We start from the raw sequence: 26,139 nt of genomic DNA on the forward strand, positions 1-26,139 counted from the left end.
TTTCAACCCGAGAATTTTCCATGTACAGCCAGCTTTCCATTGAACAGCTCGTCAACGGATTTCGCAGCGGCCAGCACTGCCCGGACACCTGGCAGCAGGCCCTGCGCGAGCGTCATGCCCAGGTGCAACACCTCAACAGCTTCATCACGTTCGACCCGGCAGCGCTCAAGGCCGACGGTATCGCACGCGACAGCGCGCTGTACGGTTTGCCCGTGTCGTTCAAAGACAACATCAACGTCAGCGGCATGCCGACCACCGCCGGCACACCCGGCCTGGCCGACTATGTACCGCAGGTGGACGCCGGTATTGTCCAGCGCTTCAAACACCTCGGCGCGCGGGTGGTGGGCAAGAACAACATGCACGAACTGTCGTTCGGCGTGACGTCGGCCAATCACACCTATGGCGCCGTGCTCAACCCGGCCAATCAACGGCACAGTGCCGGCGGCAGCAGCGGCGGTTGTGCCGCCGCCGTCGCCGCCGGCCTGGTACCGTGCGCAGTCGGCACGGACACCGGCGGGTCGGTACGGATTCCGGCGGCGTTCTGCGGCATCGTCGGCATGCGTCCGACCACGGGCCTCTACCCCGCCGATGGCATCGTTCCGGTGTCGCAGACCAAGGACACTCCGGGCCTGCTGACCCGCACCGTGGAAGACTGCCAGTTCGTTCACGGGCACCTGACCGGCAGCGCGCAACAGGCCGCAGACCGACCGTTGCGCATCGGCATCCCCGAGCGCTTTCTCTGGGCCGACCTCGCCGACAATGTGCAGCGCGATTGCCGAGCGGCGATCGACACCCTGGCCGATCGCGGGGCGATCATCGTGCCGGTCGACGACGCCGTGATCGGCGAGATCAACGAAAGCATCCAGTTTCCGTTGCCGATCTACGAGTTTTTCATCGACTTCCCGCGGTTCCTGATGGGGCAAGGACGTGGTGCGCAGTTCCTCGATATCCTTGCGCAGATCCGCGATCCGGCGATCAAGAAAATCCTCAACGCCCAACTGGAAAGTCCGGCGATTTCCTACACCGATTACGTGCAGGCGTTGATGAGCAAACTGCGTCTGGAGCAGGAATACCGTGCGCTGCTGGGCAACCACCGACTGGATCTGATCGCTTACCCGACCGTCACGTGCAGCGCGCCGCTGCTCAGCGATTGCTCGGACGAAAGCAACTTCGAAGCCTTCGTGCGCAATACCGATCCGGCGAGCAACCTGGCGGCACCGAGCATCAGCATTCCGGTCGCGGCTGCGGGCGGGTTGCCGGTGGGGTTGTCGTTCGATGCGTTGCCGGGGCAGGACAGCTTTTTGTTGGCGAATGTGCGGCATCTGACGCACCTGCTCGACATCCGCTGAATAACCATCCTGCACAGAACCCTGTGGGATCGGGCTTGCCCGCGAAGAGGCCAGCGGCTTCAACATCACTGTTGACAGACCGAGCGCCATCGCGGGCAAGCCCGCTCCCACAGCAACCGTGTCAACCACTGCCATATAACAATTCAAATTGCGGGCCTTGCCATGCGCGTCACCTCAATCTCTTCCGTTCCTGCTGTCGAACGCTCGCCGTCGATCATCGGTGGCGCCATGATCATTGGCGGCACCATCGTCGGTGCGGGCATGTTCTCCTTGCCGGTGGTCATGTCCGGGCTGTGGTTCTACGGCTCGGTCGCCGTGCTGTTGCTGGCCTGGTTCTGCACCTTGCACTCGGGCCTGATGATCCTCGAGGCCAATCTCAACTACCGCGAAGGCGCGAGCTTTTCCACCATCACCCGCGATCTGCTCGGGCGTGGCTGGAGCCGTTTGAACGGCTTGAGCATCGTGTTTGTGCTCTACACCCTGACCTACGCCTATATTTCCGCCAGCGGTTCGGTGATTCATCACACCGCGCAATCGCTGGGCTGGACGCTGTCGTCACGGGCCGGCGGCCTGGGGTTCACCCTGCTGGTGGCGTTTATCGTCTGGCTCAGTACCACGGCGGTGAGCCGGATGACCACGCTGGTGTTCGGCGCCAAAATCCTCGCGTTCTTCCTGACGTTCGGTGGTTTGCTCGGGCATGTGCAAAGCGCCACGCTGCTCAACCTCGACCACGGCGACAACCACTATTGGCCCTACTTGCTGGTGACCCTGCCCTTCTGCCTGACCTCGTTCGGCTTTCACGGCAACGTGCCCAGCCTGATGAAGCATTACGGCAAGGACCCACAGCGGATCCGCGCCTGTCTGGTCAGCGGCACCTTGCTCGCACTGGGTCTGTATCTGGTGTGGATGTTGTGCAGCATGGGCAATATTCCCCGGGACGCGTTCAAGGACATCGCCCAGCGCGGCGGCAACATTGATGTATTGATTGGCGCCTTGGGGTCGCGGCTCAACAGCGCCAACATCGACCTGTTGCTGACGTTTTTCTCCAACTTCGCCGTGGCCTGTTCGTTTCTCGGGGTGACCCTGGGGTTGTTCGATTACCTGGCCGATGTGCTCGGCTTCGACGACAGCCCCGCCGGGCGCTTCAAGACCGCCACCGTGACCTTTGCGCCACCAATGCTCTGCGGAGTCCTCTGGCCGGAAGGTTTTATCCATGCCATCGGTTTCGCCGGGCTGGCGGCGACGTTATGGGCGGTGATCACCCCTGCCCTGTTGGCGCGGGCTTCGCGCAAACGCTTCGGCAGCCCGCGCTATCGGGTGTGGGGCGGTACACCGATGATTGGCCTGGTGCTGTTGTTCGGGGCCCTCTGCGCGGTCTCGCACCTGTTGTTCGTGTTTGGCTGGCTCCCGGTCTGGCGCTGAGGCAAAGCGTTCGGTTTTCCGAACACGACTTCACGGTCGATTCGGTAAACCGGATCAGATACGCTGAAAAACACCGCCACAAAAGTTTAATAACGTTATAAAACAACAAGTTAACCATCGACGACTGGTCTGGCACGACTCATGCTCTACACTCTCTCGACGAATGCCTGCAGTGCCAACACTTCAGGAGCCGTCAGGCATTCGAAGCACAAAAGGGCCGACGAACTGGCTCCATAAAAAAAACAATTCGAGGAAAATTTGATGCGCATCGTTCCCCATATCCTGGGCGCAGCCATTGCTGCCGCTCTGATCAGCACACCAGTTTTCGCCGCCGAACTCACCGGCACCCTGAAGAAAATCAACGATTCGGGCACCATCACGCTCGCTCACCGTGACAGCTCCATTCCGTTTTCCTACATCGCGGACGCTTCCGGCAAACCCGTGGGCTACTCCCACGACATTCAAGTGGCCATCGTTGAAGCCCTGAAAAAAGACCTGAACAAGCCAGACCTGCAGGTCAAGTACAACCTGGTGACCTCGCAAACCCGTATCCCGCTGATCCAGAACGGCACCGCGGATATCGAGTGCGGCTCCACCACCAACAACGCCGAACGCGCCCAGCAAGTCGACTTCACCGTCAACATCTTCGAAATCGGCACCCGTCTGCTGGTCAAGAAAGACAAGGATGGCAAGCCGTCCTACGCTGACTTTGCCGACCTGAAAGGCAAAAACGTCGTGACCACCGCCGGCACCACGTCCGAGCGCATCATCAAAGCGATGAACGCCGACAAGCAGATGGGCATGAACATCATCTCCGCCAAAGACCACGGCGAGTCCTTCAACATGCTGGAAAGCGGCCGCGCCGTAGCCTTCATGATGGACGACGCCCTGCTGGCCGGCGAAGAAGCCAAGGCCAAGAAGCCGGCCGACTGGATCATCACCGGTACGCCACAGTCCTTCGAAGCCTACGCGTGCATGGTTCGCAAAGACGACCCGGCCTTCAAGAAGGCTGTCGATGCCGCCATCGTTGGCCTGTACAAGTCGGGCGAGATCAACAAGATCTACAGCAAGTGGTTTGAAAGCCCGATCCCGCCAAAAGGCCTGAACCTGAACTTCCCGATGAGCGACAAGGTAAAAGATCTGATCGCCAACCCGAGCGACAAGCCGGCGCCTGACGTAAAAATCTGATACCTGACTAACCTTATCGCCTGAGGGAGCCACCTTCCCTCAGGCGTCTGTTACTACCTGCTGGCTTTACTGTGGAACACTCGACCTGGCGGTTTCCGAGCCGATCGCGTGTGTCCGACGTTCAACGTCGGACGGGAAAGGACCTTCCCCAAGCGGGTGCTTGTACATCGATCGATCTCGAGGGGAGACCCTAATGAATTACAACTGGGACTGGGGCGTGTTCTTCAAGTCCACCGGCGTTGGCAGCGAGACGTATCTCGACTGGTACGTCACCGGTTTGGGCTGGACCATTGCCATCGCCATCGTGGCATGGATCATCGCCTTGCTGCTGGGCTCCATTCTGGGGGTCATGCGCACGGTGCCGAACCGCATCGTATCGGGCATCGCGACCTGCTACGTCGAACTGTTTCGCAACGTGCCGCTGCTGGTTCAGCTGTTCATCTGGTACTTCCTGGTACCTGACCTGCTGCCGCAGAACCTGCAGGACTGGTACAAACAGGACTTGAACCCGACCACCTCGGCCTACCTGAGCGTTGTCGTGTGCCTGGGCCTGTTCACTGCAGCCCGTGTCTGCGAGCAAGTGCGTACCGGCATCCAGGCGCTGCCACGCGGCCAGGAATCCGCCGCCCGCGCCATGGGTTTCAAGCTGCCGCAGATCTACTGGAACGTGCTGCTGCCCCAGGCCTACCGGATCATCATTCCGCCGCTCACCTCGGAATTCCTCAACGCGTTCAAGAACTCCTCCGTGGCGTCCTTGATCGGCCTGATGGAATTGCTCGCGCAAACCAAACAGACCGCCGAATTCTCGGCCAACCTGTTTGAAGCCTTCACCCTGGCCACGCTGATCTACTTCACCCTGAACATGAGCCTGATGTTGCTGATGCGCATGGTCGAGAAGAAAGTCGCAGTGCCCGGCCTGATCTCCGTGGGGGGTAAATAATGGACTTCGATTTCAGCGGCATCATCCCCGCGATCCCGGGCCTGTGGAACGGCATGGTCATGACCTTGCAGTTGATGGTCATGGGCGTGGTCGGCGGCATCGTGCTGGGGACCATCCTCGCCCTGATGCGCCTGTCGTCCAGCAAACTGCTGTCGCGCGTGGCCGGCGCTTATGTGAACTACTTCCGCTCGATCCCGCTGCTGCTGGTGATCACCTGGTTCTACCTGGCGGTGCCATTCGTGCTGCGCTGGATCACCGGCGAAGACACCCCGATCGGCGCGTTCACCTCCTGCGTCGTGGCTTTCATGATGTTCGAAGCCGCGTACTTCTGCGAAATCGTCCGGGCCGGCGTGCAGTCGATCCCCAAAGGCCAGATGGCCGCCGCCCAGGCGATGGGCATGACCTATGGCCAGACCATGCGTCTGATCATCCTGCCCCAGGCGTTCCGCAAGATGACCCCGTTGCTGCTGCAACAGTCGATCATCCTGTTCCAGGACACCTCGCTGGTGTACACCGTGGGTCTGGTGGACTTCCTCAACTCCGCCCGCTCCAGCGGCGACATCATCGGTCGTTCCAACGAGTTCCTGATCTTCGCCGGTGTCGTCTACTTCATCATCAGCTTTTCCGCCTCGCTGCTGGTCAAGCGTCTGCAAAAAAGGTTCGCCGTATGATCTCTATCAAAAACATCAACAAGTGGTATGGCGACTTCCAGGTGCTGACTGATTGCAGCACCGAGGTCAAAAAAGGCGAAGTGATCGTGGTCTGCGGCCCGTCGGGTTCCGGCAAATCGACCCTGATCAAATGCGTCAACGCCCTGGAGCCGTTCCAGAAAGGCGACATCGTCGTCGACGGCACCTCGATTGCCGACCCGAAGACCAACCTGCCGAAACTGCGCTCACGCGTGGGCATGGTGTTCCAGCATTTCGAACTGTTCCCGCACCTGACCATCACCGAAAACCTGACCATCGCGCAGATCAAGGTGTTGGGCCGCAGCAAGGAAGAGGCGACCAAGAAAGGTCTGCAACTGCTCGAGCGCGTCGGTCTGTCGGCCCACGCCCACAAGCATCCGGGGCAACTGTCCGGCGGTCAGCAACAGCGCGTGGCGATTGCCCGTGCGCTGGCGATGGACCCGATCGTCATGCTGTTCGACGAACCGACCTCGGCGCTCGATCCGGAAATGGTCAACGAAGTACTCGACGTGATGGTGCAACTGGCCCAGGAAGGCATGACCATGATGTGCGTGACCCACGAAATGGGCTTCGCCCGTAAAGTGGCCGACCGGGTGATTTTCATGGACGCCGGCAAGATCATCGAAGACTGCCCGAAAGAGGAATTTTTCGGCGACATCAGCGCCCGCTCCGAACGCGCGCAGCATTTCCTCGAGAAAATCCTGCAGCACTAAAAGCAACACACCGAACTCTGTGGCGAGGGAGCTTTGTGGCGAGGGGATATATCCCCGATGGGCCGCGAAGCGACCCCCAGCATTTCAAAATCAAACCGCATCTGCCGGTTTGACGACTGCTTCGCAGCCGATCGGGGATAAATCCCCTCGCCACAGGTTCCGCGCTCGAACAAACCAGCATGCTGTTAGCCATGCTGGTTGACCCAAGGCATCTGTGATGAAATGCGACCCCACTCTCTATCGCGCCGCGCCGCCATCACTTGCCGTGAAACCTCGCCTGATCCGTCATTTGTTCCTGCCGCCGCTGATCATCGCCCTGATGATCGGATTGGGTTTTGCCGGCTTCTGGACCAGCGAACATTTCGGCATCCGCAGCCTTGGCGAGAACGGCCAGCGTCAGCTGGAACTGCACGCCCGCGCAGTCGAAAGCGAGATCAGCAAATACACATACCTGCCCAGCCTGCTGGAACTGGAAACCAGTGTCCCGCAACTGCTGGCCGACCCGACCCCGGAACACCGGCAAACGGTCAATGCTTACCTTGAAGGTCTGAACCGGCGCAGCCGCAGTCGGGCCATCTACGTCATGGACACCACCGGCCGCGTGATGGCCACCAGCAACTGGCGCGATGTCGACAGCTATCTGGGTGAAGACCTGTCCTTCCGCGCCTATTTCCAGAAAGCCGTACGCGGCGAACCTGGCCGCTTCTACGGCATCGGCAGCACCAATGGCGAGCCCGGTTATTACCTCGCTCACGGTCTCGAAGAGCATGGCAAGATCATCGGCGTCGCCGTGGTCAAAGTGCGGCTGGAAGCCATGGAAGAACGTTGGCAGCGCGCGCGTCTGGAAGCCTTCGTCAGCGATGAAAACGGCATCATCATTCTTTCCAGTGATCCGGCCCGACGTCTGAAAGCTGTCATTCCCTTGAGTGAAGACACCAAGGAAAAACTTGCCCGAAGCCTGCAGTACTACTGGTACCCGCTCAACGAACTGCAACCTTTGGCTCGCGAAACCCTGTCCGAAGGCGTGGAAAAACTCACCTTCCCCGCCAACAGCGAAGTGCCGTCTGGCGAGGATGACATCAGCTATCTGGCGCAGACCCGCCCGTTGAGTGACACGCCCTGGAATTTCACCTTGCTCACGCCTTTGCAGGATTTGCGTCGCGAAGCGATCAACCAAGGCATTCTGGTCGCGGTCGCCTTTGCCTTGGTGGCGTTCCTGCTGATCGCCTGGAACGAGCGGCGCAAAGTCATCGCCACCCGGCTCGCCGCCCGCGAAGCCTTGCAGGAAGCCAACAATCAGCTGGAGCGTCGGATTACCGAACGTACCTCGGACTTGCGCGCCAGCAACGAGCGCCTCAAGAGCCAGATCCGCGAACGCCGTCAGGCAGAAGAAACCTTGCGCCGTGCCCAGGATGAACTGGTGCAGGCCGGCAAACTTGCGGCCATCGGCCAGATGTCCACCAGCATCGCCCACGAACTGAATCAGCCGCTGGCGGCGATGCGCACCCTCTCGGGCAATACCGTACGGTTTCTCGAGCGCGGTCAGCTCGATGTCGCCAGCACCAACCTCAAGACCATCAACGACCTGATCGACCGCATGGGCCGCATCACCGCAAGCCTGCGCTCGTTCGCCCGTCGCGGCGACAGCCACGGTCAGGCCAGCCTCGGCAAAGCGGTGGAGGCGGCGTTGCAATTGCTCGGCGCGCGGGTGGAACACTCGGCGCTGGTGCTGCACCGGCAATTCGCCGACGTGCAATTGCTGATCGACCAGACTCGCCTCGAACAGATTCTGGTCAATCTGATCGGCAACGCCCTCGATGCCATGCAGGCGCAACCGCTGCCGCAGCTGTGGCTGGAAGGTGAAGAATTCAACGGTAAATATCGCCTGCGCGTGCGCGACAACGGTCATGGCATCGACGCCGAAGCACGCAAGCATCTGTTCGAACCGTTCTTCACCACCAAACCCGGTGAACAAGGCCTGGGCCTCGGCCTGACCCTGTCCGCCAGCCTCGCGGCCGCCACCGGCGGGCATCTGGGTGTCGAACACCCGGCCAGCGGTGGCACCACCTTCGTCCTCAGTTTACCGTTGGTAAGCCCTACTCCTGCCGAGCCAATATGAACCACGACCTTAGTGTGCTGATCGTCGAAGACGACCCCCATGTCCTGCTCGGTTGCCAACAGGCGCTGACCCTCGAAGACATTCCCTGCATTGGTGTGGGCAGCGCCGAAGAAGCACTGGAGCAGGTCGGCGACAATTTTGCCGGCATCGTCATCAGCGATATCCGCTTGCCGGGTATCGACGGTCTGGAGTTGCTGACCCGCCTGAAACAACGTGATCGCAGCCTGCCAGTGGTGCTGATCACCGGTCACGGCGACATCTCCATGGCGGTCGGTGCGATGCAGAAAGGCGCCTATGACTTCATGGAGAAGCCGTTCTCGCCAGAGCGCCTGGTCGATGTGGCGCGGCGCGCCCTGGAGCAACGCAGTCTGGCGCGGGAAGTGTCGTCGCTGCGTCGGCAACTGGCCGAACGCGATTCGCTCGAAGGCCGGATCATCGGCCGCTCGCCGGCGATGCAGAACCTGCGCGAACTGATCGCCAACGTCGCCGACACATCGGCCAACGTCTTGATCGAAGGCGAAACCGGTACCGGTAAGGAACTGGTCGCCCGCTGCCTGCATGACTTCAGCCGCCGCCACAGCAAGCAGTTCGTCGCACTGAACTGCGGCGGCCTGCCGGAGAACCTCTTCGAAAGCGAGATCTTCGGCCACGAGGCCAACGCCTTTACCGGCGCCGGTAAACGGCGCATCGGCAAGATCGAACACGCCGACGGCGGCACGCTGTTCCTCGATGAAGTGGAAAGCATGCCGCTGCCGTTGCAGATCAAACTGCTGCGCGTGTTGCAGGAACGCACCCTCGAACGCCTCGGTTCAAACCAGAGCGTGGCGGTGGATTGCCGGGTGATTGCCGCGACCAAGTCCGACCTCGATGAAGCGAGCAAGGCTGGCGAATTCCGTAGCGACCTGTACTACCGCCTCAACGTCGTGACCCTCGAATTGCCACCCCTGCGCGAGCGTCGCGAAGACATCCTGCAACTGTTCGAACACTTCACCCAGCAATCGGCGCTGCGCTTTGACCGCGCCCTGCCGGAGCTGGACAACCAGACCCTGTCGAACCTGATGAGCCACGACTGGCCGGGCAACGTGCGGGAGCTGCGCAACGTCGCCGAACGCTTCGCCCTCGGCCTGCCGGCGTTCAAGAAGTCCGGCGCCGGCAGCGCGGGCCAGGGCCTGGCGTTTGCCGAAGCGGTGGAAGCGTTCGAGCGCAACCTGCTCAGCGATGCCTTGCAACGCAGCGGCGGCAACCTGACCCAGGCCAGCCTGGAACTGGGCATGGCCAAGACCACGCTGTTCGACAAAGTGAAAAAGTACGGGTTGAGCCACTGATGGATCTGATTCTCAAAGCAGCGCTCGGCGCGGCAGTGGTGGTGATTCTCGCCGCCCTGTCGAAAACCAGAAACTACTACATCGCCGGGCTGGTACCGCTGTTTCCGACCTTTGCCCTGATCGCCCACTACATCGTCGGCAAAGGCCGTTCAATCGACGATCTGAAGGCGACCATCGTGTTCGGCATGTGGTCGATCATTCCGTACTTCATCTATCTGGCGACGCTTTACGTGATGGTTGACCGCATGCGCCTGGAAGCGTCGCTCGCGGTGGCGGTTGTGGCGTGGCTGATCGCGGCGACGGTGCTGGTCACAGTCTGGGTGCGCCTGCACGCCTGAGCCAAACGCTGGCCCGCCCCTTGCATTTACCCCCAAAGCCCCGCCCGGCTGGTGCTCATGATGGATGAGGCCGGTGTCTGGCAGGGTCTGCCAAGGGTGAATAGCAACCTTGAACATTTTAGATCTCGACCACAGCCTGACGGCCCAGGCACCGATTGCGCGACTGCTCGACAGTGGCCGCGCCAGACGCCTGGACCTGCTCGATCTCGGCCCAAAACTCCGGCTCTGGTCCAGCGAACGCACCTGGCGGCGCTTCGCCGAACGCTTGCAGCAACGGCCGCGCCACAGCGGCCCGGCGCCGGAAATCTTCTTCGTCGGTTCCGGTGATTATCACCACCTGACCCCGGCGTTTCTCACCGACCTGCCCGAGCCGGTCAGCCTGATCCACTTCGACAATCACCCCGACTGGGTGCGTTTCGCGCCGCGTCGGCATTGTGGTTCGTGGGTCAATCAGGCGCTGAAACTACCGAACATCCGCCGCATCGTCACGCTCGGCCCGTGCAGCGATGACCTGCAAAACCCGCAATTGAAGGGCGGCAATCTCGCGGCCCTCCGACGCGGGGTGCTGCAGCTGTTTCCGTGGCAGCACGCGCCCTCCAGAGTCTGGGGACGGGTCGGCGACGGCGCCGGGCATGCACAACAGGAAAACATGCTGCACTGGCACAACTTGTCGGAACTCGACTGGCGCCAGTTCCTCGACAAGATGATCGCCAGCCTGCCGACCGAGGCAGTGTGGATCACCATCGACAAGGACGTGCTTACCAGCGAAGACGCCGCCACCAACTGGGATCAGGGCGGCATGCGCCTGAGCCACATGCTCCAGGCCCTGCGCGCTCTGGCGGCGAGCAAGCGGGTCCTCGGCATCGACATCTGCGGCGAATACGCACGCCCGGCCTTCAGTAACCTGCTCAAACGCTGGGAAGCGAAGACCGACCAGCCCCCGGCCGAGCGCTGGAGCGACGCCGATATCCTGCGCAATTCGGCGACCAATCAAGCCTTGATCGAGCTGTTCGAGGAGTTGTTTCCATGACGTTTACCGTGATTGTGCTGGTGGCCTTGTCGATTGTTCTGGATGTGATCGGCCAGCTCTGTTTCAAACTGGGCCTGGACCGCCTGCCGGCGCTGGAAGGTGGTTTTCGCCTGCAGGTGTTCTGGGGCCAGGTATTCAACGCGCCGCTGCTGTGGGCCGGGATCGGGGCTTATGCGATCGAGTTCTTCGTCTGGCTCGGTGCCCTGTCGCGGGCGCCGCTGAGCCTGTTGTTTCCGGCGGCCGCGCTGGCTTATTGCGGCGTGGTGCTGGCGGGCAAAGTGGTGCTCGGTGAAACCGTCAGCCGGCGCCGCTGGCTGGGTACGCTGGTGATTACGGCGGGCGTGATGCTCGTGTGTGCCGGCCATGTCTGAAGCGCGCCTGGAACTGCAAAGGAACGACGCAATGCATTGGCTCCACGGGCGCCTGGGCACCATCGTGCTGTGGGCGCTGTTGATCATTCTGGAAAGTGGCGGACAGATCGCGAGCAAGGTCGGCGGCGATCAGTTGGGGCAGATGGACTTCAGCCTGCAATGGCTGCAAGGCATCGTCATGACGCCCGGCGTGTGGGTGGCGATTGCCTGCTACATCGGCGCGTTTTTTGTCTGGATGCTGATCCTGCGCCGCAGCAGCCTGTCACTGGCGTTTCCCCTGAGTTCGCTGGTGTTTGTCGGCGTGCTGCTGGGATCGTGGCTGGGGCTGGGCGAGCAGATCAGCCTGCTGCACTGGGTCGGAGTGGCGGTGATCATGGGCGGGATTGCCCTGCTTGCCGAGGGCGAAGAACACTGAAATCGACCGTGCAGGCTGCGTTTTTTGATCTTGAAACACCAAGATCGCAGCCTGCACAAAGCGCTCAGGCGTCAGGCTTCTGGTGGTTCAGCAAGAACCCCAGACCATGCGCCAACGCGATCTCCTTCACCCCCGCTTCCTGCTGCTGCCGGGCGATCTGCCGGTGATAGGCCTTGACCTGAGTCCAGTGCATTTTCGGCCGATAGTGGTGCTCGGCGTGATAGCCGTTGTTCATCCACAACAGGTTGTACAGCGGGCTGTAGGCGCTCACGCCCCACGCGATGGGCAAGTCCGGGTTGCCGCCAAAATGCTCGTAATAACCGTTGAGCGACGACAACGCCTGCCCCAGGTACCAGAACGGCAGCAGCACCAGCACCGCTTGCCAGTCGTACACCGCCAGCAGCAGATAGAACGCCAGCGTCACATAGATTTCCACCTTGACCCAACGCGCGTCCTTCGGCCGTTTGCGGCGCATTTCTTCGTAGATCGGCGTGGGATCGTCGCGAAAAAAACTCAGAAACGTGTAGGCCCAGGGATTTTCTGGCTGACCGTTTTTGCCGCGCAGATAAATCGACAGCGGATCTATCGTCTTGCCGTCCGCTCCCGGCCGGTCCGAGTTGCCACGGTGATGCCGGTTGTGGATATCACGATAGAGGGTTTGTGAAAAACCGATGGTCACCGACAACAGCAGATCGAACGCCCGGTTCAGCCACGCCGGGGTGAAGTAGGCGTTGTGGATCTGGTTGTGGGAAATGCTGTTGATGCTCCACGACAGGCTGATCGCATAGCCCAGCGCCAGCGGCAAAAAGGCCCACCAGGACAGCTGATGAAAGGCTGAGACCAGCCACAGGACACAGGCGAAGTGGGCAATGCCCAATGCGATGGGGATCAGGTCCCACAACGAATGGGCCAACAGACGATAAGCAGGGCGAGCCATGAAGAACATCCTGAAGGAATGGATTCGACATGGCTGTCTGCAAACCGCAGACCAATTCGCCCGCGTGCGCAATCAGTCGAACTTGTAGGCGATGGCCGCCTGCACTTCACCCTGATTGGTATCCCCCACCGCTTTGACGATGCTGCTGTCGGCCGCCGAGCGGGTCAGGTGAATCCAGCTCGCGCTGGTGACCAGCGACCAGTGCGGCGCCAGCGCAAACTCGAAGCTCTGGGTCAGCGCCACGTTCTGCAAACCACCGCCGGCGTTGTACGCGCGGATGCCCGAGGCCTGCGCTTCGCGATCACTGACACCGAAGAAGGTCTGGGTGCCCTGCGCATCGGTAAAATGCGCGGTCAGGTTGCTGCTGCCAATCACCCCGCCGCCCAGTGGATAGCCGATTTCACCGCCCACTTTGCCAAACACGCCGCCCTGCCCGCTGCCACCGCCGGCGGCCTGGCCAACGAAGGCGAACACGCGCCAGAAATCGGCCGGAGCGTATTGCACGAAGCCGCCAGCCTCGGCCATGTCGGGCACATCACGCAGGCCACGCAACTCACCATTGGCGGTGCGCCCGGAGAGGTAGTTGATGTAAGGCCCGGCGCTGAAACCGTTGGTTTTCAAGGCGCTCCAGGTCAGGCCGTCGTCGGTACCGAGGCTGACATCGCCCCAGTCCAGATCCAGATACGGGATCGGTCGGGTTTCGTAACGGCTGCCGGTCGGATCATGCGGTTGATACCCCACCCCGAGTCCTGCTTCGCCTGTAATGCCATCCGCCAGCGCGGCCCCGGAAAAGCTGGCCAGTGCGGCCAATAACGCCAGTGTCTTCCTCTGCATGAGGTCATTCCTTTTCTGAACTTGCGCGCATCAATCCCCGGATACCGTCCCTGGCGCAAGCACTCATGTTGTTTGTAGCAAGCTACAAAAATTGTAGCCGCGCATGGCGACAAAACCGTATCCCCCCCGCCACTACGGGGCCTGGGCCATTTGGCACAGTCCCTGCTCTCTCCCTTGCCAGGCGCAGACCGCGCACCCTGACAACTGCCTCGACCCAACAGGTACTGCAGATGATTGACTGGCACATCGTGTGTGATTTCGACGGGACCATCACCCGTACCGACGTGATCGACAGCATCCTTGAACGCTTCGCCGACCCGAGCTGGGAAGCCATCGAAAACGAATGGCTGGAGGGCAAGATCGGTTCCCGCGAATGCCTCAGCCGTCAGCTGGCGCTGATCAAGGCCACGCCTGCGCAACTGCTCGAGTTCTTCGACAGCATCGACATTGATCCCGACTTCCCCGACTTCGTCGACCACGTGATCGGCCTCGGTGCTTCGCTGGAAGTGGTCAGCGACGGTATCGAACAAGGCATCGCGCGAATTCTTGCGCGCAACTACGTGACGCTCCTGCCGATCCTCGCCAATCGCCTGCGCCAGATAGACCACGACAAGTGGCGCATTGATTTCCCTTACGCCAGCGACGCCTGCCGCGCCGCGTCCGGCAACTGCAAATGCAAGTCCACGCCGAACAGCAAACGCGTGCTGGTGATCGGCGACGGCCAGTCCGACATGTGCGTGGCGTCCACCGCCGACTTCGTTTTCGCCAGGGATCGCCTGGCCGAGCACTGCGAGCGCAACGGCATCGCCTACGCGCGCTTCGACAGCTTCGCCGAACTGCCACACCTGCTGGCCCGCCTGCCTCTGGCCCCGGCCGCCAACGCCGTCACTTTCAGCACCGAAACCCCTTCTGAAGCACAGGAAACCCTGCACCATGTCTGATATCCGCATCGCGACAGCCGAAGACCAGGTCCTTCTGGAAAAAGAAGCCAAATACTGCTCCTACGGCGACACCGTTCACTACATCGAACCGCCGCGCATCTTCAGCCGCTGCGAAGGCTCCTACGTCTGGGACACCGAAGATCAGGCCTATCTCGACCTGCAGATGTGGTACTCGGCGGTCAACTTCGGTTACGCCAACCCGCGCCTGAACAATGCACTGAAACAACAGATCGACACCCTGCCGCAAATCGCCAGCCAGTACCTGCACAAGGGCAAGATCGAGCTGTCGGAAATGATCGCGGTCGACGCCAAGAAAAAATTCGGCCTCGACGGCCGGGTGCATTTCAACGTCGGCGGTTCGCAGTCGATCGAGGACTCGCTGAAAGTGGTGCGCAACGCCACCCACGGCAAGAGCCTGATGTTCGCCTTCGAGGGCGGTTACCACGGTCGCACCCTCGGTGCATCGTCGATCACCTCCAGCTACCGTTATCGCCGCCGCTACGGGCACTTCGGTGAGCGTGCGCAGTTCATCCCGTTTCCGTACCACTTCCGTGGCCCGAAAGGCATGACCAAGGAAGAGTACGGCAGCCACTGCGTGCAGCAATTCGCGCGGTTGTTCGAGACTGAATACAACGGCGTCTGGGACCCGAAAGTCGGCCAGAGCGAATACGCCGCGTTCTATGTCGAGCCGATCCAGGGCACTGGCGGTTACGTGATCCCGCCGATGAACTTCTACAGCGAACTCAAGCACGTCCTGGATCAGCACGGCATCCTGATGGTGGTCGACGAAATCCAGATGGGTTTCTACCGCACCGGCAAGCTGTGGTCGATCGAACACTTTGACGTCAAACCTGACGTGATCGTCTTCGGCAAGGCACTGACCAATGGCCTCAACCCGCTGGGCGGCATCTGGGCCCGCGAAGAACTGATCAACCCGAAAGTCTTCCCGCCAGGCTCGACCCACTCGACCTTCGCCTCCAACCCGCTGGGCACTGCGGTGGGTCTGGAAATGTTCAAGATGACCAGCGAAGTCGACTACGGCGCGATGGTCATGGCCAAGGGCAAATACTTCCTCGAAGGCCTGCAGGATCTGCAAAAGCGCTACCCGATCATCGGCGATGTCGACGGCCTCGGTCTGGCGCTGCGCTGCGAGATCTGCACCGCTGACGGTTTCACCCCGGACAAGGCCACCCTCGACTTCATGGTCGAAGAAGGCATGAAGGGCGACATTGAAATCGACGGCCGTCGTCTGGGCCTGATCCTTGACGTGGGCGGCTACTACAAGAACGTCATCACCCTGGCACCGTCGCTGGAAATCAGCTACGCGGAAATCGATCTGGGCCTGGCCCTGCTCGACCGCCTCCTGCATCGGGCAATGAAACGATGATCGAACCAGAGATCGACATGGGCGAAGGCAACGCCGGTTTCGTTCTCGGCAACGGTGAGGTCGCGGTGGTGTTGATCCACGGCCTCACCGGCACCCCGACGGAACTGCGTCGGGTGGCCGTGGGCCTGGCGAAAGCCGGGCACACGGTCTATGTGCCGACCCTGGCCGGGCACTGCGGCGGTAATGCCGACCTGCAGGCCACCGGCTGGCGCGACTGGTACGAAAGCGCGCGCAACACCTTCGTCGGCGTGCGCCGCAAGCACCGCAAGGTGTACGTCGGTGGCTTGTCCATGGGCGCGGTGCTGTCGATGTACCTGGCTGCCGAACACCCGGGACAGATCGAAGGTTTGCTGCTGTATTCGACCACGCTGCGCTACGACGGCTGGAGCATCAACAAACTGGCGTTCCTCACCCCGCTGCTGATGAAAATCCCGTTCGGCGTGCACCTGTGCAGTTTCGAAGAAAAGCCGCCCTACGGCATCAAGAACGAGCGCCTGCGGGCGATCGTCGAACGGCAGATGAAAGAGGGCCAGAGCAGTCAGGCCGGGTTGCTGACCATGGAAGGCATCACCGTGCGGGAGCTGCACCGGCTCAATGCCGTGGTGAAGAAAAGCATGCCGTCGATCACCACGCCGGCACTGGTGCTGCACTCCATCGAGGACGACATCACCAGCCGCTGGAACGCCGATTATGTGGAACGCAAACTCGGCGGACCGGTGACCAAGGTGCTACTCGACGACTGCTATCACATGATCACCGTGGACTTGCAGTACCGGCGTGTCGTGGAATTGAGCGCCGACTTCATCCAGCGCGGCATCATGCCAGCGATCATTCACCCCGGGACAGCGCCACTGGACACCCGGCAACTGGCTTGAGCAGTGGCCGCCGTCCGCCTCCATGCGACTCGCCGACATAAGGAACCGACGTGATCACCGCGCAAGCCTTTTCAACCATCGAGGCGATTGATCGCTGTGCCTGGAATGACTGCTTTGCCGATGAACTGGAAGACTGGGATTACTACCGCGCGGTGGAACGGGCGGGAATTGACGGTTTTCACTGGCGCTATCTGACCCTGCATGAAGACGGCCGTCTGATCGCAGGCGCGGTGGCGTTCAGCACCGCCTATTCGCTGGACACCACTCTGCAGGGCGCGGGCAAACGTGTCAGCCAATGGCTGCGCCGGCGCCTGCCCGGGCTGTTCGTCATCCGTCTGTACGCCCTCGGCTCACCGGTGGCGGAGCAGTGCCATGTCGGCACGGCTTCGCACATTGCCCCTGCGCAGCGCCCGGCACTGCTCGCGCAATTGCTGCACCTGGCAAAACAGGACGCCGACCAGCTCGGGATTGGCCTGCTGGCGGTCAAGGACGCTTCGCATCGCGACCCGCAATGGCTGGACGTCTGCCGCCAGGCCGGAATGCAAAGCATGCCCGGCCTGCCCGGCGCCGAATTGCCAATCCGTTTCGCCTCGGTGGATGCCTACCTGGGCAGCCTCGGCAAATCCACGCGCAAGGACCTGCGCCGCACCTTGCGCAACCACGGCCCGCGCACCGAATGGCGACGTTCGGTGCACGACTTGCTGCCGCGCATGATGGCGCTCTACGAAGCCACCCTCGCCCGCAGTGATCTGGCCTTCGAATGCCTGCCGGCGGCGTACTTTTACGAAGTGCTCGCCCACCTCGACGAACGCGCGGCCTGCGTGCTCTATTGGGTTGGCGACGAACTGGTGGCGTTCAATCTGGTGCTGCTCGACGGGCGCCGCATGATCGACAAGTTTTTCGCCCACGATCTGGCCCGCACCCGCCAGTACAATCTTTACACCCGAAGCTGGCTGGTCAATGTCGACTATTGTATTGAGCACAAACTGGCGACCTATGCTTGCGGGCAAGCCGGCTATGCCACCAAGCTGCGCCTGGGGTGCTCGTTTGTCGGGCATACGGTGTTTTTCCGTCATCGCAATCCATTACTCAACCGACTGCTGGGACTGGTAAAAATGTTTGTCCGACCGGATCGCTCCGACCCTGCCATGGCTGCTGCATTAAGCGAAATCCAATGAACAAAGACCGACGCACTGTCGCCCGACCTTTCGCCCTTTCCGGCTGGAGCCTGCAACGCAAACTGGTGCTGGCGTTCTGGCTGGTGAGCGTGATCCCGACCATGATCGCGGCCGAACTGGCGGCCACCACGCTGTCGCAGATCTTCGACAGCAACGTGCGCATCTGGCTGCAGGAATCCTCGAAGATCGTCGAGGACGAAATCACCGAAATCCTCCGTGACAACGCCCGGGCTGCGCAGCTGTTCATGCGCCACACTCGCCCGCCGGTCGACCGCCATTCCGCCAGACACGACAAACTGATCGCCGATATCGCCGACTCGATGGGCATTGATGTCGTGGCGCTGATCCGCAACAGCGATCACAAAGTGGTATTCAGTACCGCCGACGACAACATCGTCAGCCAGATCAGCACGGCCCCCAAAGCGGTGCTGCAAACCCTGCAAGTCGCCGGCGTCGCCACCGGCACGGTGATTTCGACTTTCGAAACCGATCAGGACGGCGTCGACTACAAAATGATCGTCGGCACTTACCTGGACAACAGCTTCCTGACCAGTGTTGCCGACGTGCATTCGCTGGACTTGCGCCTGTACCTGGCCAAGGACGATGACTTTTCGGAGATTTTCTCCACCCAGCGTTTCCAGGATCATCCCGCGCAAGTGCCGGAAAAAATCGAGCAGATCCTGCGCGAAACCAAAGGCCCGTTCGAACAGTTCACCAATCGCTACAGCGGCATCTATCGCCCGATCTTCAACGAGAACGGCCAGTTGCAGGGCGTGATATTCAGTGGTCTGTTGCGCCACACCAGCCTCGTCGGCCTGGTCAATCAGAGCAACCTGTTCATCTTGATTTTCCTGCTCAGTTCGGCGGCGTCGCTGGCGGTCGGCTGGCTGGTCTCGCAACGCCTGACCAAGCCGTTGCGCGGGTTGGCCCGAGGCGTACAAGCGGTGATCGCCGGTGATTACCATCAACGCCTGAACGTGAATGGCGGTGATGAACTGGCAGAGCTGAGCAGCACGTTCAACCACATGAGCGAGCGTCTGGAGGAATTACAGCATCTGGAATCGCAACTGCGCCGCCGTGATCGCCTGCACGCACTGGGCGAAGTCGCCATGGGCCTGGCCCATGAAATCCGTAATCCGCTGGGCATCATCAAGACCGCCACGCAACTGCTGCATCGGCGCGCCGACCTGCCGGAAACCGACAAGCGTCACCTGGAATACGTGGTCAAGGAAGTCAGCCGGATCAATGACCTGATCACCGAGTTTCTCGACTTCGCCAAACCCAGTGCGCCGATCCGCGCCACCCAGTCCGCCCGCGCACTGGTGGATGAACTGGCCGGGTTCTGCGAGCCGGAACTGGCCAGCCACAAGATCGACCTGCACATCCACGATCAGGCGCCGGGCGCAACGATCTATGCCGATATCAAGCAACTCAAACAGGCCGGCCTGAACCTGATCGTCAACGCCATCGACGCCATGCCCGACGGCGGCCGCCTGACCCTGGGCATCGCCAGTGCCGGCACCTGCACCGTGATCAGCGTGGCGGACACCGGGCAAGGGATTGAGGCCGACATGCTGGAACGTATCTTCACCCCGTTCGTGACCACCAAGGCTTCCGGCACCGGGCTGGGCCTGGCGAAAGTGTTTTCGGTGATGGAGAACCACAACGGGCGCGTGGAGTGCGTCAGCGAAAAAGATGCCGGCGCCACGTTCAGCCTGTACATTCCGGCCAATGGCGACGACTTCGACGAGACTGACGATGACGCATAACATTCTGGTGGTGGACGACGAACCGAAACTCTGTGACCTGCTGGCCTCGGCCCTCGGTCAGAACGGCGTCACGGTGTTCACCGCCGGCAATGGCTTGCACGCGCTCAAGGTGCTGGAGAACGAAGACATCGACCTGCTGATCAGCGACTGGCGCATGCCCGGCATGGGCGGCGCGCAGTTGCTGGCGGAAGTGAAAAGCCGCTTTCCACAGCTGCCGGTGATTGTCATGACCGCCTACAGCACGGTGAAAAATGCCGTGGAGTCGATGCGCAACGGCGCGTTCGATTACATCGCCAAGCCGTTCGACATCGACGAACTGGACATCACCGTCAGCAAGGCCCTGCAATTTCGCGACATCCTCAAAGACAACCAGCGCATGCGTGCCGAACTCGACGAGCATCAGCAGATCGACAGCCTGATCGGCGACAGCCCGAGTTTTCGCCGTGTGTTGCAGGCCGTGGAGTCGCTGCGCGAAAGCGCGGCGACCGTGCTGCTCAGCGGTGAAAGTGGTACCGGCAAGGAGATGGTCGCCCGGGCCATCCACAAGCATGGCAATCGCGCCGACAAACCGTTTGTCGCGGTGAACTGCGCGGCGATCCCCGAAGGGCTGCTGGAAAGTGAAATGTTCGGCCATCGCAAAGGCGCGTTCACGGGCGCCGTGGCCGACCGCATCGGGCGCTTTCAGCAAGCCGACAAAGGCACGTTGTTTCTTGATGAAATCGGCGAAATGCCGCTGGCGTTGCAGGCAAAAATCCTCCGCGCCCTGCAAGAACGGGTGATCGAACCGGTGGGCGATACCAAGGAGCGTAAAGTCGATGTGCGGGTGATCGCCGCCACCAACAAGGACCTGCTCGCAGCGGTGGCCAACAAGGAGTTTCGCGAGGATCTTTACTACCGCCTCAACGTATTCCCGATTCCATTGCCGGCCTTGCGTGAACGGGTCGAAGACATCGCTCCGCTCGCCCGACATTTCGCCCATACGCTGGGCGCCGAGGCCGGTAAACGCATCAGCGGCTTCAGCGCGCCGGCCTTGCAGGCGATGACGCGCTACTCGTGGCCGGGCAACATTCGCGAACTGCAGAACTGCGTCGAGCGCGCGACCATCGTCGCATCGGCCAACATCATCGAGGAACAGGATCTGCCGGCGTATCTGTTCGCCGCGCATGCCTCGGACAGCAGCGGCCCGCTGAACGAAATCAACGGTGTGCCGGCGGATCTCGACGCGGCGCTGGCCGAGGTCGAGAAAACCTGCATCCTCGCCGCCCTGCACCAGAGCAACGGGGTACAGGCTGCCGCTGCGCAGTTGATCGGCATCTCCGAACGCAGCTTCTGGTATCGCCTGAAGAAACTCGGGATCCACGTCGACAAGATCGTGCGGTGACCCCGCCGCGCTCAGTTGACCGTGCCGCCCCGGGCTTCACTCATGATCTGCCGGATAGCCCCGACGAAGGTGTCCACCGGCTGCCCGCCCGTGACGGCGTACTGACCGTTGAAGACCACGGTCGGTACTGAGTTCACGCCGCGTTGCAGCCAGAGTTGCTCTTCTGCGCGCACCTCGTCGGCAAATTCGTCGGACGCCAGAATCGCCGCTGCCCGCCGCCGGTCGAGCCCCGCGTCTTCGGCAATGTGCGTCAATTGCGCGTGATCGGACGGGTTGCCGCCATCGGTGAAGTACGCCTTGAACAACGCCTCCTTCAGCGACAATTGCTTACCCTCCAGTCCCGCCCAGTGCAGCAACCGGTGGGCATCGAAGGTGTTATAGATGCGGCTGTTGCCATCGGTGCGAAAGGCGAATCCGACGTCGGCACCACGGGCCCGAATCGCTTCGCGGTTCTTCTGCGACTGCTCCGGGGTCGAGCCGTATTTTTCACCGATGTGCTCGGTGATGTTCTGCCCCTCGGGGCCCATCTTCGGGTTCAGTTCGAACGGCTGAAAATGAATCTCGGCCTGCACTTCGTCGCGCAGGATTTGCAGCGCCTGCAGCAAGCCATAAAGGCCGACGACGCACCACGGGCAGGAGACGTCGCTGACAAAATCGATTTTCAAAGCGGAACTCATCACACACCTCGCAGGCCGAAATCGTGCGGAAAAGTTTGCACGATACACCTGCCCGGCGCTGCGGTGACAGTGATGGCCCCCTCGCCGGCAAGCCGGCTGCCACAGGATTCACGCAATAGGTGTGGGCGCGGGCTTGCCGCGATGGGGCCCTTGAGTCAAAGCAGATTCCCCGCCGCCACCGGCTCGATCTGCGCCCAATGCGAGGTATCTTCTCGATGCTGCTGCAAATAGGGCAACACCGCCGCCAGCAACGGCGCCTTGAACGCCTCTTGGAAACGATGGGCCAGCCCTGGAATCAGCTTCAACTGACTGCCGCGAATATGCGCCGCCAGATGCACGCCGTGCATCACCGGCAGCAACGGATCGGCCGTACCGTGCACCACCAGCGTTGGCACGCGCAATTGATTAAGCAATGCCACCCGGCTCGGCTCCGCAAGAATGGCCATGATCTGGCGTTTCACGCCTTCCGGATTGAATGCCCGGTCATAAGCCACCGCGGCTTGATGCAGCAACATCTGCCGATCATCCGTGACCGACGGACTGCCCAGCGCCGCCAGTAAATCGGCCTGCTGCTCCAGTGCTACCTCGCGATTCGGCGCACCGCGACGGGCCAGCAATTGCACCAGTGCCGCGCTCGGCGCCGGCAAGCCCTCGGCGCCGGAACTGGTCATGATCAGGGTCAGGCTTTCCACCCGTTGCGGCGCCATTGCCGCCATATGTTGGGCGATCATCCCGCCCATGCTCGCGCCCAGTACGTGGAACTGGTCAATGTGCAGCGCGTCCATCAGGCCCAGTGCATCGTCGGCCATGTCGGTCAGCGAATACGGCGCCGACACGGGCAAGCCGAGCTTGTAGCGCAACACCTCGAACGTCAGGTTGGCCTCGGCCGGTGCCTGGCGCCAGGTCGACAGGCCGACATCGCGGTTGTCATAGCGAATCACCCGAAAGCCTTGCTGACACAGCGCCACCACCACTTCGTCGGGCCAGTGGATCAACTGCCCGCCCAGGCCCATGACCAGCAACAGGGCCGGATCCTGAGCACGGCCGATGCTTTGGTAAGCAAGGCTGACCTGTGGCAGATCGACCCGTTCGGTGGGCACGTTGACGTCGCATCGCGAGGCCGCCGCAGCCGGCAGGCCGAACAACAGCGCAGCCAATACGGCCGCGATTGATAAAAATCCCTTGAACATGAAAAACACCGAAACGCAGAACCCCAGTAGAGCGCGAGTCTGATGAAGTTTGTTCAAGCGCGCTGCCACAGTTCGATGACAGTTTGATGAAGAGTGCCGAGCGGTCGGCGCCGCGCCTGCGGCGATAACTGTGTACCGCCACGAACTGGCGCAGCCGGCATTCCGCGCCTTCGAGAAAACCCATCTGAAACTGCCCGAGCAGCGTTTCCTCACCCACGCCGACAACGCCGGTCTGCCGTACGCGAACATTGGCAGGCGGTCGGTCGTGCTGGGGCATTTCGAGCAGGTGAGCTGAATCCGCAAAAGCCTGCGTCTTCATCGACGCAGGCCTGGGTAAAAAACGGGACGAATATCGACAGCCCGGCCAACATGAGACAAACTCAACGCTTTCGCAATTGTCACAAGTTTTCCTCATGGAGCCAGCCGGTGCTTGAAATCCGCCACCTGAAAACCCTGCACGCCCTGCGCGAAGCCGACAGCCTCGTGGATGCCGCCGATCGCCTGCACCTGACCCAATCGGCGTTGTCTCACCAGTTCAAGGAACTGGAAGAGCGCATGGGCATGGCGCTGTTCGTGCGCAAGACCAAACCGGTGCGGTTCACCAGCGCCGGTCTGCGCCTGTTGCAACTGGCCGACGCCACACTGCCGCTGCTGCGTGCCGCCGAGCGTGACATCGGCCGCCTCGCCGGCGGCACCGCCGGACGCCTGCACATGGCCATCGAATGCCACAGCTGCTTCCAGTGGCTGATGCCGACCATCGACCAGTTCCGCGATGCGTGGCCGGAGGTCGAACTCGACCTGGCCTCGGGTTTCTCGTTCGCCCCCCTGCCGGCGCTGGCCCGTGGTGATCTGGATCTGGTGGTGACTTCCGACCCGCTGGACATTGCCGGCATCACGTACGTGCCGCTGTTCACGTACGAAGCCATGCTCGCGGTTGCCAACCAGCATCCTCTGGCAAGCAAGCCGTACATCGTTGCGGAAGACTTGCTGACAGAAACCCTGATCACCTACCCGGTGGAACGCGATCGTCTGGACATCTTCACCCGCTTCCTCGAACCGGCCGACATAGAGCCTGCGCAGGTACGCACCTCGGAACTGACGGTCATGATGATGCAACTGGTCGCCAGCGGCCGCGGCGTCTGCGGCATGCCGCACTGGGCGTTGCATGAATACAGCTCGCGCGGTTACGTGAAGGGCAAGCGCCTGGGCGAGAAAGGCCTGTTTGCCACGCTGTACGCGGCGATTCGCGCGGACATGCTCGACGCTCCGTACATGCGCGATTTCCTCCTGACGGCCAAGGACACCTCGTTCTCGACCCTCGACGGCGTCAGCGCTGTTCGCTGAAAGATCTGGAAGGGGCAGGTTCAAACGCCGGATTTTTCCCGGACAACAACCCTCCCTGCGGCGAGGGAGCTTGCTCCCTCGCCACAATCACCGCGTCCAGGCCGTAGGGACGAGTTCACGCCACATGTGGATCTTGTCGAAGTAGTCTTCGCCTACGCGCACCGCGAGCGGTTCGAGGCCGAACTGGATAAAGCCGCAACGCTGATACAGATTGAACGCAGCATCGTTGCCAGCGGTGACGGTGAGCTGGATGAGTTTCAGCGCGGGGTGGTTGTGTGCTTCGGTCAGCGCCGCTTGCACCAGTTCATGGCCCAGACCGTGCCGACGAAAATCCGCTGATACATACATGCCGAACAGCGTTGCCTTGTGCCGGGCCTTCTCTCGTGGTTCGAAGGCGAGGCCGACGATACCGGCCAACGTGCCACCCTCGAAGGCGCCAAGCACTGCATCGAGCTTGCTGGTCAGACGCGCTTCCCACCAGCTCAACGGCATGGTCGCCCGTTCGCGCACGCTGGAGGTGAACGCCTGCGGATGGCGGTCGTAGGCCTCAAGCATCAGTTCCCGGTACGCCAGGGCATGACTGGCATCCAGCCGTTCGATCCACATGTTCAAGCCGTCCTGCGTTGTTCAAGCATCAGGCGCACGGCCAGCCCACCGAGCACCAGGCCCATGAAGTAACGCTGCAGCGCCAGCCACGTCGGGTTGCGCACAAACCACGACGCAATGCCTGCCGCGAACAGCGCGATCAACAGATTGACGGTGAAACTGACGCTGATCTGGGTCAGGCCAAGAACGATACTCTGGGTGAACACCGAGCCGTGTTCAGGGGTGATGAACTGCGGAAACACCGACAGATAAAACACGGCGATTTTCGGATTCAGCGCACTGGTGAGAAAGCCCATGGTGATCAGTTTGCGCGACGAGTCCGCTGGCAATTGCTGCGCCTCGAACGGCGAACGCGCACCGGGTTTCACCGCTTGCCAGGCCAGCCACAACAGGTACAGGGCGCCGGCCCACTTCAACACTTCATAGGCCATCGGCACCGCGAGAAACACCGCGGTCAACCCCGCTGCCGCAGCAAACAGGTGCACAAAGAACCCCGCCACCACGCCGAGCAATGACGTCACGCCGGCCTTGCGGCCCTGGCAGATCGAACGCGAGATCAGGTAGATCATGTTCGGCCCCGGCGTCAGCACCATCAACAACGCGGCGGCGGCGAAGATCAGCAGGTCTTGAAGCGGGATCATGGGTGGCGTCCTTTGCGAAGAGGATCAGGCGATGGCGGTCAGCGAATCACGATAAAACGGCAGGATCAGGTCGCGTGTCAATGGCGCCAGTTCGACATCGCCGTCAGTGGCCGGGTCGATCCAGATCACCTCTTCGATTTCCGCCGCCGGCGTGACTTGAGCAGCAATGCTCAGCTGGAACAGCTCGGCTTGTACAGTAAAGCCCGGCTCGTTGGCAGCGGGCGCGGAAAACTGGCCAAGAAAGGACGCCTGCTCCGCAGTGATGCGCAATCCAAGCTCTTCTTCCAGCTCACGGGCCAGGGCCTGCAGCGGTGTTTCATGAGCCTCGATCTTGCCGCCCGGTTGCATGAAGGCACGGGTGTTGCGCTTGCGCACCAGCAACGTGCGACCGTCAGGGCCAAGCAACAGCGCGGCGGCGATGCGAATGAGGCGTGGGGATACAACGGATGCAGAGGTCATGGGGGCAGCCACCGGCGTGGA

At 61.5% G+C, this 26,139-nt stretch carries 27 protein-coding genes; 20 read left to right on the forward strand and 7 right to left on the reverse strand.

Annotation, left to right across the window (positions count from 1 at the left end):
* Positions 1–20 precede the first annotated feature (20 nt).
* The 12 genes from ACXX9E_RS27885 (at position 21) to ACXX9E_RS27940 (ending at position 11,899) form a co-directional block, all read left to right on the forward strand.
* Positions 21–1,349: an amidase family protein gene (locus tag ACXX9E_RS27885; RefSeq protein ID WP_458556526.1), complete on the forward strand. Its 1,329-nt coding sequence runs from the start codon at positions 21–23 to the stop codon at positions 1,347–1,349.
* Positions 1,350–1,511: 162 nt separating this feature from the next.
* Positions 1,512–2,771, forward strand: coding sequence for a tryptophan permease (mtr, locus tag ACXX9E_RS27890; protein ID WP_123466200.1), 1,260 nt, complete (start codon positions 1,512–1,514; stop codon positions 2,769–2,771).
* A 261-nt stretch (positions 2,772–3,032) separates the two neighbouring features.
* Positions 3,033–3,959, forward strand: coding sequence for a glutamate/aspartate ABC transporter substrate-binding protein (locus tag ACXX9E_RS27895; protein WP_122606850.1), 927 nt, complete (start codon positions 3,033–3,035; stop codon positions 3,957–3,959).
* A gap of 193 nt (positions 3,960–4,152) precedes the next feature.
* Complete coding sequence (locus ACXX9E_RS27900) at positions 4,153–4,899, forward strand: amino acid ABC transporter permease (protein WP_458556527.1); 747 nt, start codon at positions 4,153–4,155, stop codon at positions 4,897–4,899.
* Positions 4,899–5,570 (forward strand): amino acid ABC transporter permease, encoded by a 672-nt coding sequence (locus ACXX9E_RS27905; protein ID WP_003227756.1) that lies wholly within the window; start codon positions 4,899–4,901, stop codon positions 5,568–5,570. Before ACXX9E_RS27900 ends, ACXX9E_RS27905 begins: the two co-directional genes overlap by 1 nt.
* The gene (locus tag ACXX9E_RS27910) at positions 5,567–6,301 is read left to right on the forward strand and encodes an amino acid ABC transporter ATP-binding protein (RefSeq protein WP_042560754.1); all 735 of its coding nucleotides are present in this window, start codon (positions 5,567–5,569) and stop codon (positions 6,299–6,301) included. The genes ACXX9E_RS27905 and ACXX9E_RS27910 overlap by 4 nt, the downstream gene beginning before the upstream one ends.
* Before the next feature lie 217 nt (positions 6,302–6,518).
* Complete coding sequence (gene aauS / locus ACXX9E_RS27915; protein ID WP_123466196.1) at positions 6,519–8,420, forward strand: two-component sensor histidine kinase AauS; 1,902 nt, start codon at positions 6,519–6,521, stop codon at positions 8,418–8,420.
* Positions 8,417–9,745 (forward strand): two-component response regulator AauR, encoded by a 1,329-nt coding sequence (gene aauR, locus ACXX9E_RS27920; protein ID WP_123466194.1) that lies wholly within the window; start codon positions 8,417–8,419, stop codon positions 9,743–9,745. Before aauS ends, aauR begins: the two co-directional genes overlap by 4 nt.
* A gap of 8 nt (positions 9,746–9,753) precedes the next feature.
* Complete coding sequence (locus tag ACXX9E_RS27925) at positions 9,754–10,083, forward strand: GlpM family protein (protein ID WP_185015804.1); 330 nt, start codon at positions 9,754–9,756, stop codon at positions 10,081–10,083.
* 109 nt (positions 10,084–10,192) lie between these two features.
* The gene (locus tag ACXX9E_RS27930; protein WP_458556528.1) at positions 10,193–11,113 is read left to right on the forward strand and encodes an arginase family protein; all 921 of its coding nucleotides are present in this window, start codon (positions 10,193–10,195) and stop codon (positions 11,111–11,113) included.
* Positions 11,110–11,484, forward strand: coding sequence for a DMT family transporter (locus ACXX9E_RS27935; RefSeq protein ID WP_123466188.1), 375 nt, complete (start codon positions 11,110–11,112; stop codon positions 11,482–11,484). Before ACXX9E_RS27930 ends, ACXX9E_RS27935 begins: the two co-directional genes overlap by 4 nt.
* A gap of 31 nt (positions 11,485–11,515) precedes the next feature.
* The gene (locus tag ACXX9E_RS27940; protein WP_128614624.1) at positions 11,516–11,899 is read left to right on the forward strand and encodes a DMT family transporter; all 384 of its coding nucleotides are present in this window, start codon (positions 11,516–11,518) and stop codon (positions 11,897–11,899) included.
* A gap of 64 nt (positions 11,900–11,963) precedes the next feature.
* Here ACXX9E_RS27940 and ACXX9E_RS27945 read toward each other — a convergent pair whose 3' ends face one another.
* Together ACXX9E_RS27945 and ACXX9E_RS27950 are read right to left on the reverse strand one after the other, a co-directional pair.
* Positions 11,964–12,836, reverse strand: a complete 873-nt coding sequence (locus ACXX9E_RS27945; RefSeq protein WP_458556529.1) for a fatty acid desaturase family protein — start codon at positions 12,834–12,836, stop codon at positions 11,964–11,966.
* A 72-nt stretch (positions 12,837–12,908) separates the two neighbouring features.
* Positions 12,909–13,670: a MipA/OmpV family protein gene (locus tag ACXX9E_RS27950; protein ID WP_128614626.1), complete on the reverse strand. Its 762-nt coding sequence runs from the start codon at positions 13,668–13,670 to the stop codon at positions 12,909–12,911.
* Between the two features lie 230 nt (positions 13,671–13,900).
* On the opposite strand from ACXX9E_RS27950, the gene ACXX9E_RS27955 reads away from it, so the two are divergent.
* The 6 genes from ACXX9E_RS27955 to ACXX9E_RS27980 are packed head-to-tail and all read left to right on the forward strand — an operon-like array spanning position 13,901 to position 21,201.
* Positions 13,901–14,611 (forward strand): HAD-IB family phosphatase, encoded by a 711-nt coding sequence (locus ACXX9E_RS27955; protein ID WP_128615904.1) that lies wholly within the window; start codon positions 13,901–13,903, stop codon positions 14,609–14,611.
* Positions 14,604–15,998 carry an aspartate aminotransferase family protein gene (locus ACXX9E_RS27960; protein ID WP_458556530.1) on the forward strand — a complete coding sequence of 465 codons (1,395 nt, stop codon included), beginning with the start codon at positions 14,604–14,606 and terminating at the stop codon, positions 15,996–15,998. The genes ACXX9E_RS27955 and ACXX9E_RS27960 overlap by 8 nt, the downstream gene beginning before the upstream one ends.
* Positions 15,995–16,873: an alpha/beta hydrolase gene (locus ACXX9E_RS27965; RefSeq protein ID WP_123466176.1), complete on the forward strand. Its 879-nt coding sequence runs from the start codon at positions 15,995–15,997 to the stop codon at positions 16,871–16,873. Before ACXX9E_RS27960 ends, ACXX9E_RS27965 begins: the two co-directional genes overlap by 4 nt.
* A 50-nt stretch (positions 16,874–16,923) precedes the next feature.
* On the forward strand, positions 16,924–18,051 hold the full coding sequence (locus tag ACXX9E_RS27970) for a GNAT family N-acetyltransferase (protein ID WP_447808244.1): 1,128 nt from the start codon (positions 16,924–16,926) through the stop codon (positions 18,049–18,051).
* Entirely contained in the window at positions 18,048–19,820 is a 1,773-nt protein-coding gene (locus ACXX9E_RS27975; RefSeq protein ID WP_458556531.1) for a sensor histidine kinase, read from the forward strand. The genes ACXX9E_RS27970 and ACXX9E_RS27975 overlap by 4 nt, the downstream gene beginning before the upstream one ends.
* The gene (locus ACXX9E_RS27980; protein ID WP_458556532.1) at positions 19,810–21,201 is read left to right on the forward strand and encodes a sigma-54-dependent transcriptional regulator; all 1,392 of its coding nucleotides are present in this window, start codon (positions 19,810–19,812) and stop codon (positions 21,199–21,201) included. The genes ACXX9E_RS27975 and ACXX9E_RS27980 overlap by 11 nt, the downstream gene beginning before the upstream one ends.
* Before the next feature lie 11 nt (positions 21,202–21,212).
* Here ACXX9E_RS27980 and ACXX9E_RS27985 read toward each other — a convergent pair whose 3' ends face one another.
* Together ACXX9E_RS27985 and ACXX9E_RS27990 are read right to left on the reverse strand one after the other, a co-directional pair.
* Complete coding sequence (locus ACXX9E_RS27985) at positions 21,213–21,878, reverse strand: DsbA family oxidoreductase (RefSeq protein ID WP_128615901.1); 666 nt, start codon at positions 21,876–21,878, stop codon at positions 21,213–21,215.
* A 155-nt stretch (positions 21,879–22,033) separates the two neighbouring features.
* Complete coding sequence (locus tag ACXX9E_RS27990; protein WP_458556533.1) at positions 22,034–23,068, reverse strand: alpha/beta fold hydrolase; 1,035 nt, start codon at positions 23,066–23,068, stop codon at positions 22,034–22,036.
* A gap of 130 nt (positions 23,069–23,198) precedes the next feature.
* On the opposite strand from ACXX9E_RS27990, the gene ACXX9E_RS27995 reads away from it, so the two are divergent.
* Together ACXX9E_RS27995 and metR are read left to right on the forward strand one after the other, a co-directional pair.
* On the forward strand, positions 23,199–23,363 hold the full coding sequence (locus ACXX9E_RS27995) for a hypothetical protein (protein ID WP_458556534.1): 165 nt from the start codon (positions 23,199–23,201) through the stop codon (positions 23,361–23,363).
* 131 nt (positions 23,364–23,494) lie between these two features.
* A complete protein-coding gene (metR, locus tag ACXX9E_RS28000; protein WP_128615900.1) occupies positions 23,495–24,412 on the forward strand; it encodes a transcriptional regulator MetR in 918 nt (305 codons plus the stop codon).
* Positions 24,413–24,499: 87 nt separating this feature from the next.
* Here the strand turns inward: metR and ACXX9E_RS28005 are convergent, their stop codons facing one another.
* From ACXX9E_RS28005 to ACXX9E_RS28015, 3 genes are read right to left on the reverse strand one after another with little or no spacing between them, the layout of a single operon-like run.
* Positions 24,500–25,018, reverse strand: a complete 519-nt coding sequence (locus ACXX9E_RS28005) for a GNAT family N-acetyltransferase (RefSeq protein WP_222834381.1) — start codon at positions 25,016–25,018, stop codon at positions 24,500–24,502.
* Positions 25,019–25,020: 2 nt separating this feature from the next.
* Positions 25,021–25,659 (reverse strand): LysE family translocator, encoded by a 639-nt coding sequence (locus ACXX9E_RS28010; protein ID WP_123466160.1) that lies wholly within the window; start codon positions 25,657–25,659, stop codon positions 25,021–25,023.
* Positions 25,660–25,683: 24 nt separating this feature from the next.
* Positions 25,684–26,118, reverse strand: a complete 435-nt coding sequence (locus tag ACXX9E_RS28015; RefSeq protein WP_123466159.1) for an NUDIX hydrolase — start codon at positions 26,116–26,118, stop codon at positions 25,684–25,686.
* Between the last annotated feature and the right edge of the window lie 21 nt (positions 26,119–26,139).

Source organism: Pseudomonas sp. GNP014, from assembly GCF_054344005.1.

Coding starts and splice junctions, on each gene's coding strand:
- ACXX9E_RS27885 (WP_458556526.1), top strand. CDS start 21: ATGTACAGCCAGCTTTCCATTGAACAGCTCGTCAACGGATTTCGCAGC.
- mtr (WP_123466200.1), top strand. CDS start 1,512: ATGCGCGTCACCTCAATCTCTTCCGTTCCTGCTGTCGAACGCTCGCCG.
- ACXX9E_RS27895 (WP_122606850.1), top strand. CDS start 3,033: ATGCGCATCGTTCCCCATATCCTGGGCGCAGCCATTGCTGCCGCTCTG.
- ACXX9E_RS27900 (WP_458556527.1), top strand. CDS start 4,153: ATGAATTACAACTGGGACTGGGGCGTGTTCTTCAAGTCCACCGGCGTT.
- ACXX9E_RS27905 (WP_003227756.1), top strand. CDS start 4,899: ATGGACTTCGATTTCAGCGGCATCATCCCCGCGATCCCGGGCCTGTGG.
- ACXX9E_RS27910 (WP_042560754.1), top strand. CDS start 5,567: ATGATCTCTATCAAAAACATCAACAAGTGGTATGGCGACTTCCAGGTG.
- aauS (WP_123466196.1), top strand. CDS start 6,519: ATGAAATGCGACCCCACTCTCTATCGCGCCGCGCCGCCATCACTTGCC.
- aauR (WP_123466194.1), top strand. CDS start 8,417: ATGAACCACGACCTTAGTGTGCTGATCGTCGAAGACGACCCCCATGTC.
- ACXX9E_RS27935 (WP_123466188.1), top strand. CDS start 11,110: ATGACGTTTACCGTGATTGTGCTGGTGGCCTTGTCGATTGTTCTGGAT.
- ACXX9E_RS27940 (WP_128614624.1), top strand. CDS start 11,516: ATGCATTGGCTCCACGGGCGCCTGGGCACCATCGTGCTGTGGGCGCTG.
- ACXX9E_RS27945 (WP_458556529.1), bottom strand. CDS start 12,836: ATGGCTCGCCCTGCTTATCGTCTGTTGGCCCATTCGTTGTGGGACCTG.
- ACXX9E_RS27950 (WP_128614626.1), bottom strand. CDS start 13,670: ATGCAGAGGAAGACACTGGCGTTATTGGCCGCACTGGCCAGCTTTTCC.
- ACXX9E_RS27955 (WP_128615904.1), top strand. CDS start 13,901: ATGATTGACTGGCACATCGTGTGTGATTTCGACGGGACCATCACCCGT.
- ACXX9E_RS27960 (WP_458556530.1), top strand. CDS start 14,604: ATGTCTGATATCCGCATCGCGACAGCCGAAGACCAGGTCCTTCTGGAA.
- ACXX9E_RS27965 (WP_123466176.1), top strand. CDS start 15,995: ATGATCGAACCAGAGATCGACATGGGCGAAGGCAACGCCGGTTTCGTT.
- ACXX9E_RS27975 (WP_458556531.1), top strand. CDS start 18,048: ATGAACAAAGACCGACGCACTGTCGCCCGACCTTTCGCCCTTTCCGGC.
- ACXX9E_RS27980 (WP_458556532.1), top strand. CDS start 19,810: ATGACGCATAACATTCTGGTGGTGGACGACGAACCGAAACTCTGTGAC.
- ACXX9E_RS27985 (WP_128615901.1), bottom strand. CDS start 21,878: ATGAGTTCCGCTTTGAAAATCGATTTTGTCAGCGACGTCTCCTGCCCG.
- ACXX9E_RS27990 (WP_458556533.1), bottom strand. CDS start 23,068: ATGTTCAAGGGATTTTTATCAATCGCGGCCGTATTGGCTGCGCTGTTG.
- ACXX9E_RS28005 (WP_222834381.1), bottom strand. CDS start 25,018: ATGTGGATCGAACGGCTGGATGCCAGTCATGCCCTGGCGTACCGGGAA.
- ACXX9E_RS28010 (WP_123466160.1), bottom strand. CDS start 25,659: ATGATCCCGCTTCAAGACCTGCTGATCTTCGCCGCCGCCGCGTTGTTG.
- ACXX9E_RS28015 (WP_123466159.1), bottom strand. CDS start 26,118: ATGACCTCTGCATCCGTTGTATCCCCACGCCTCATTCGCATCGCCGCC.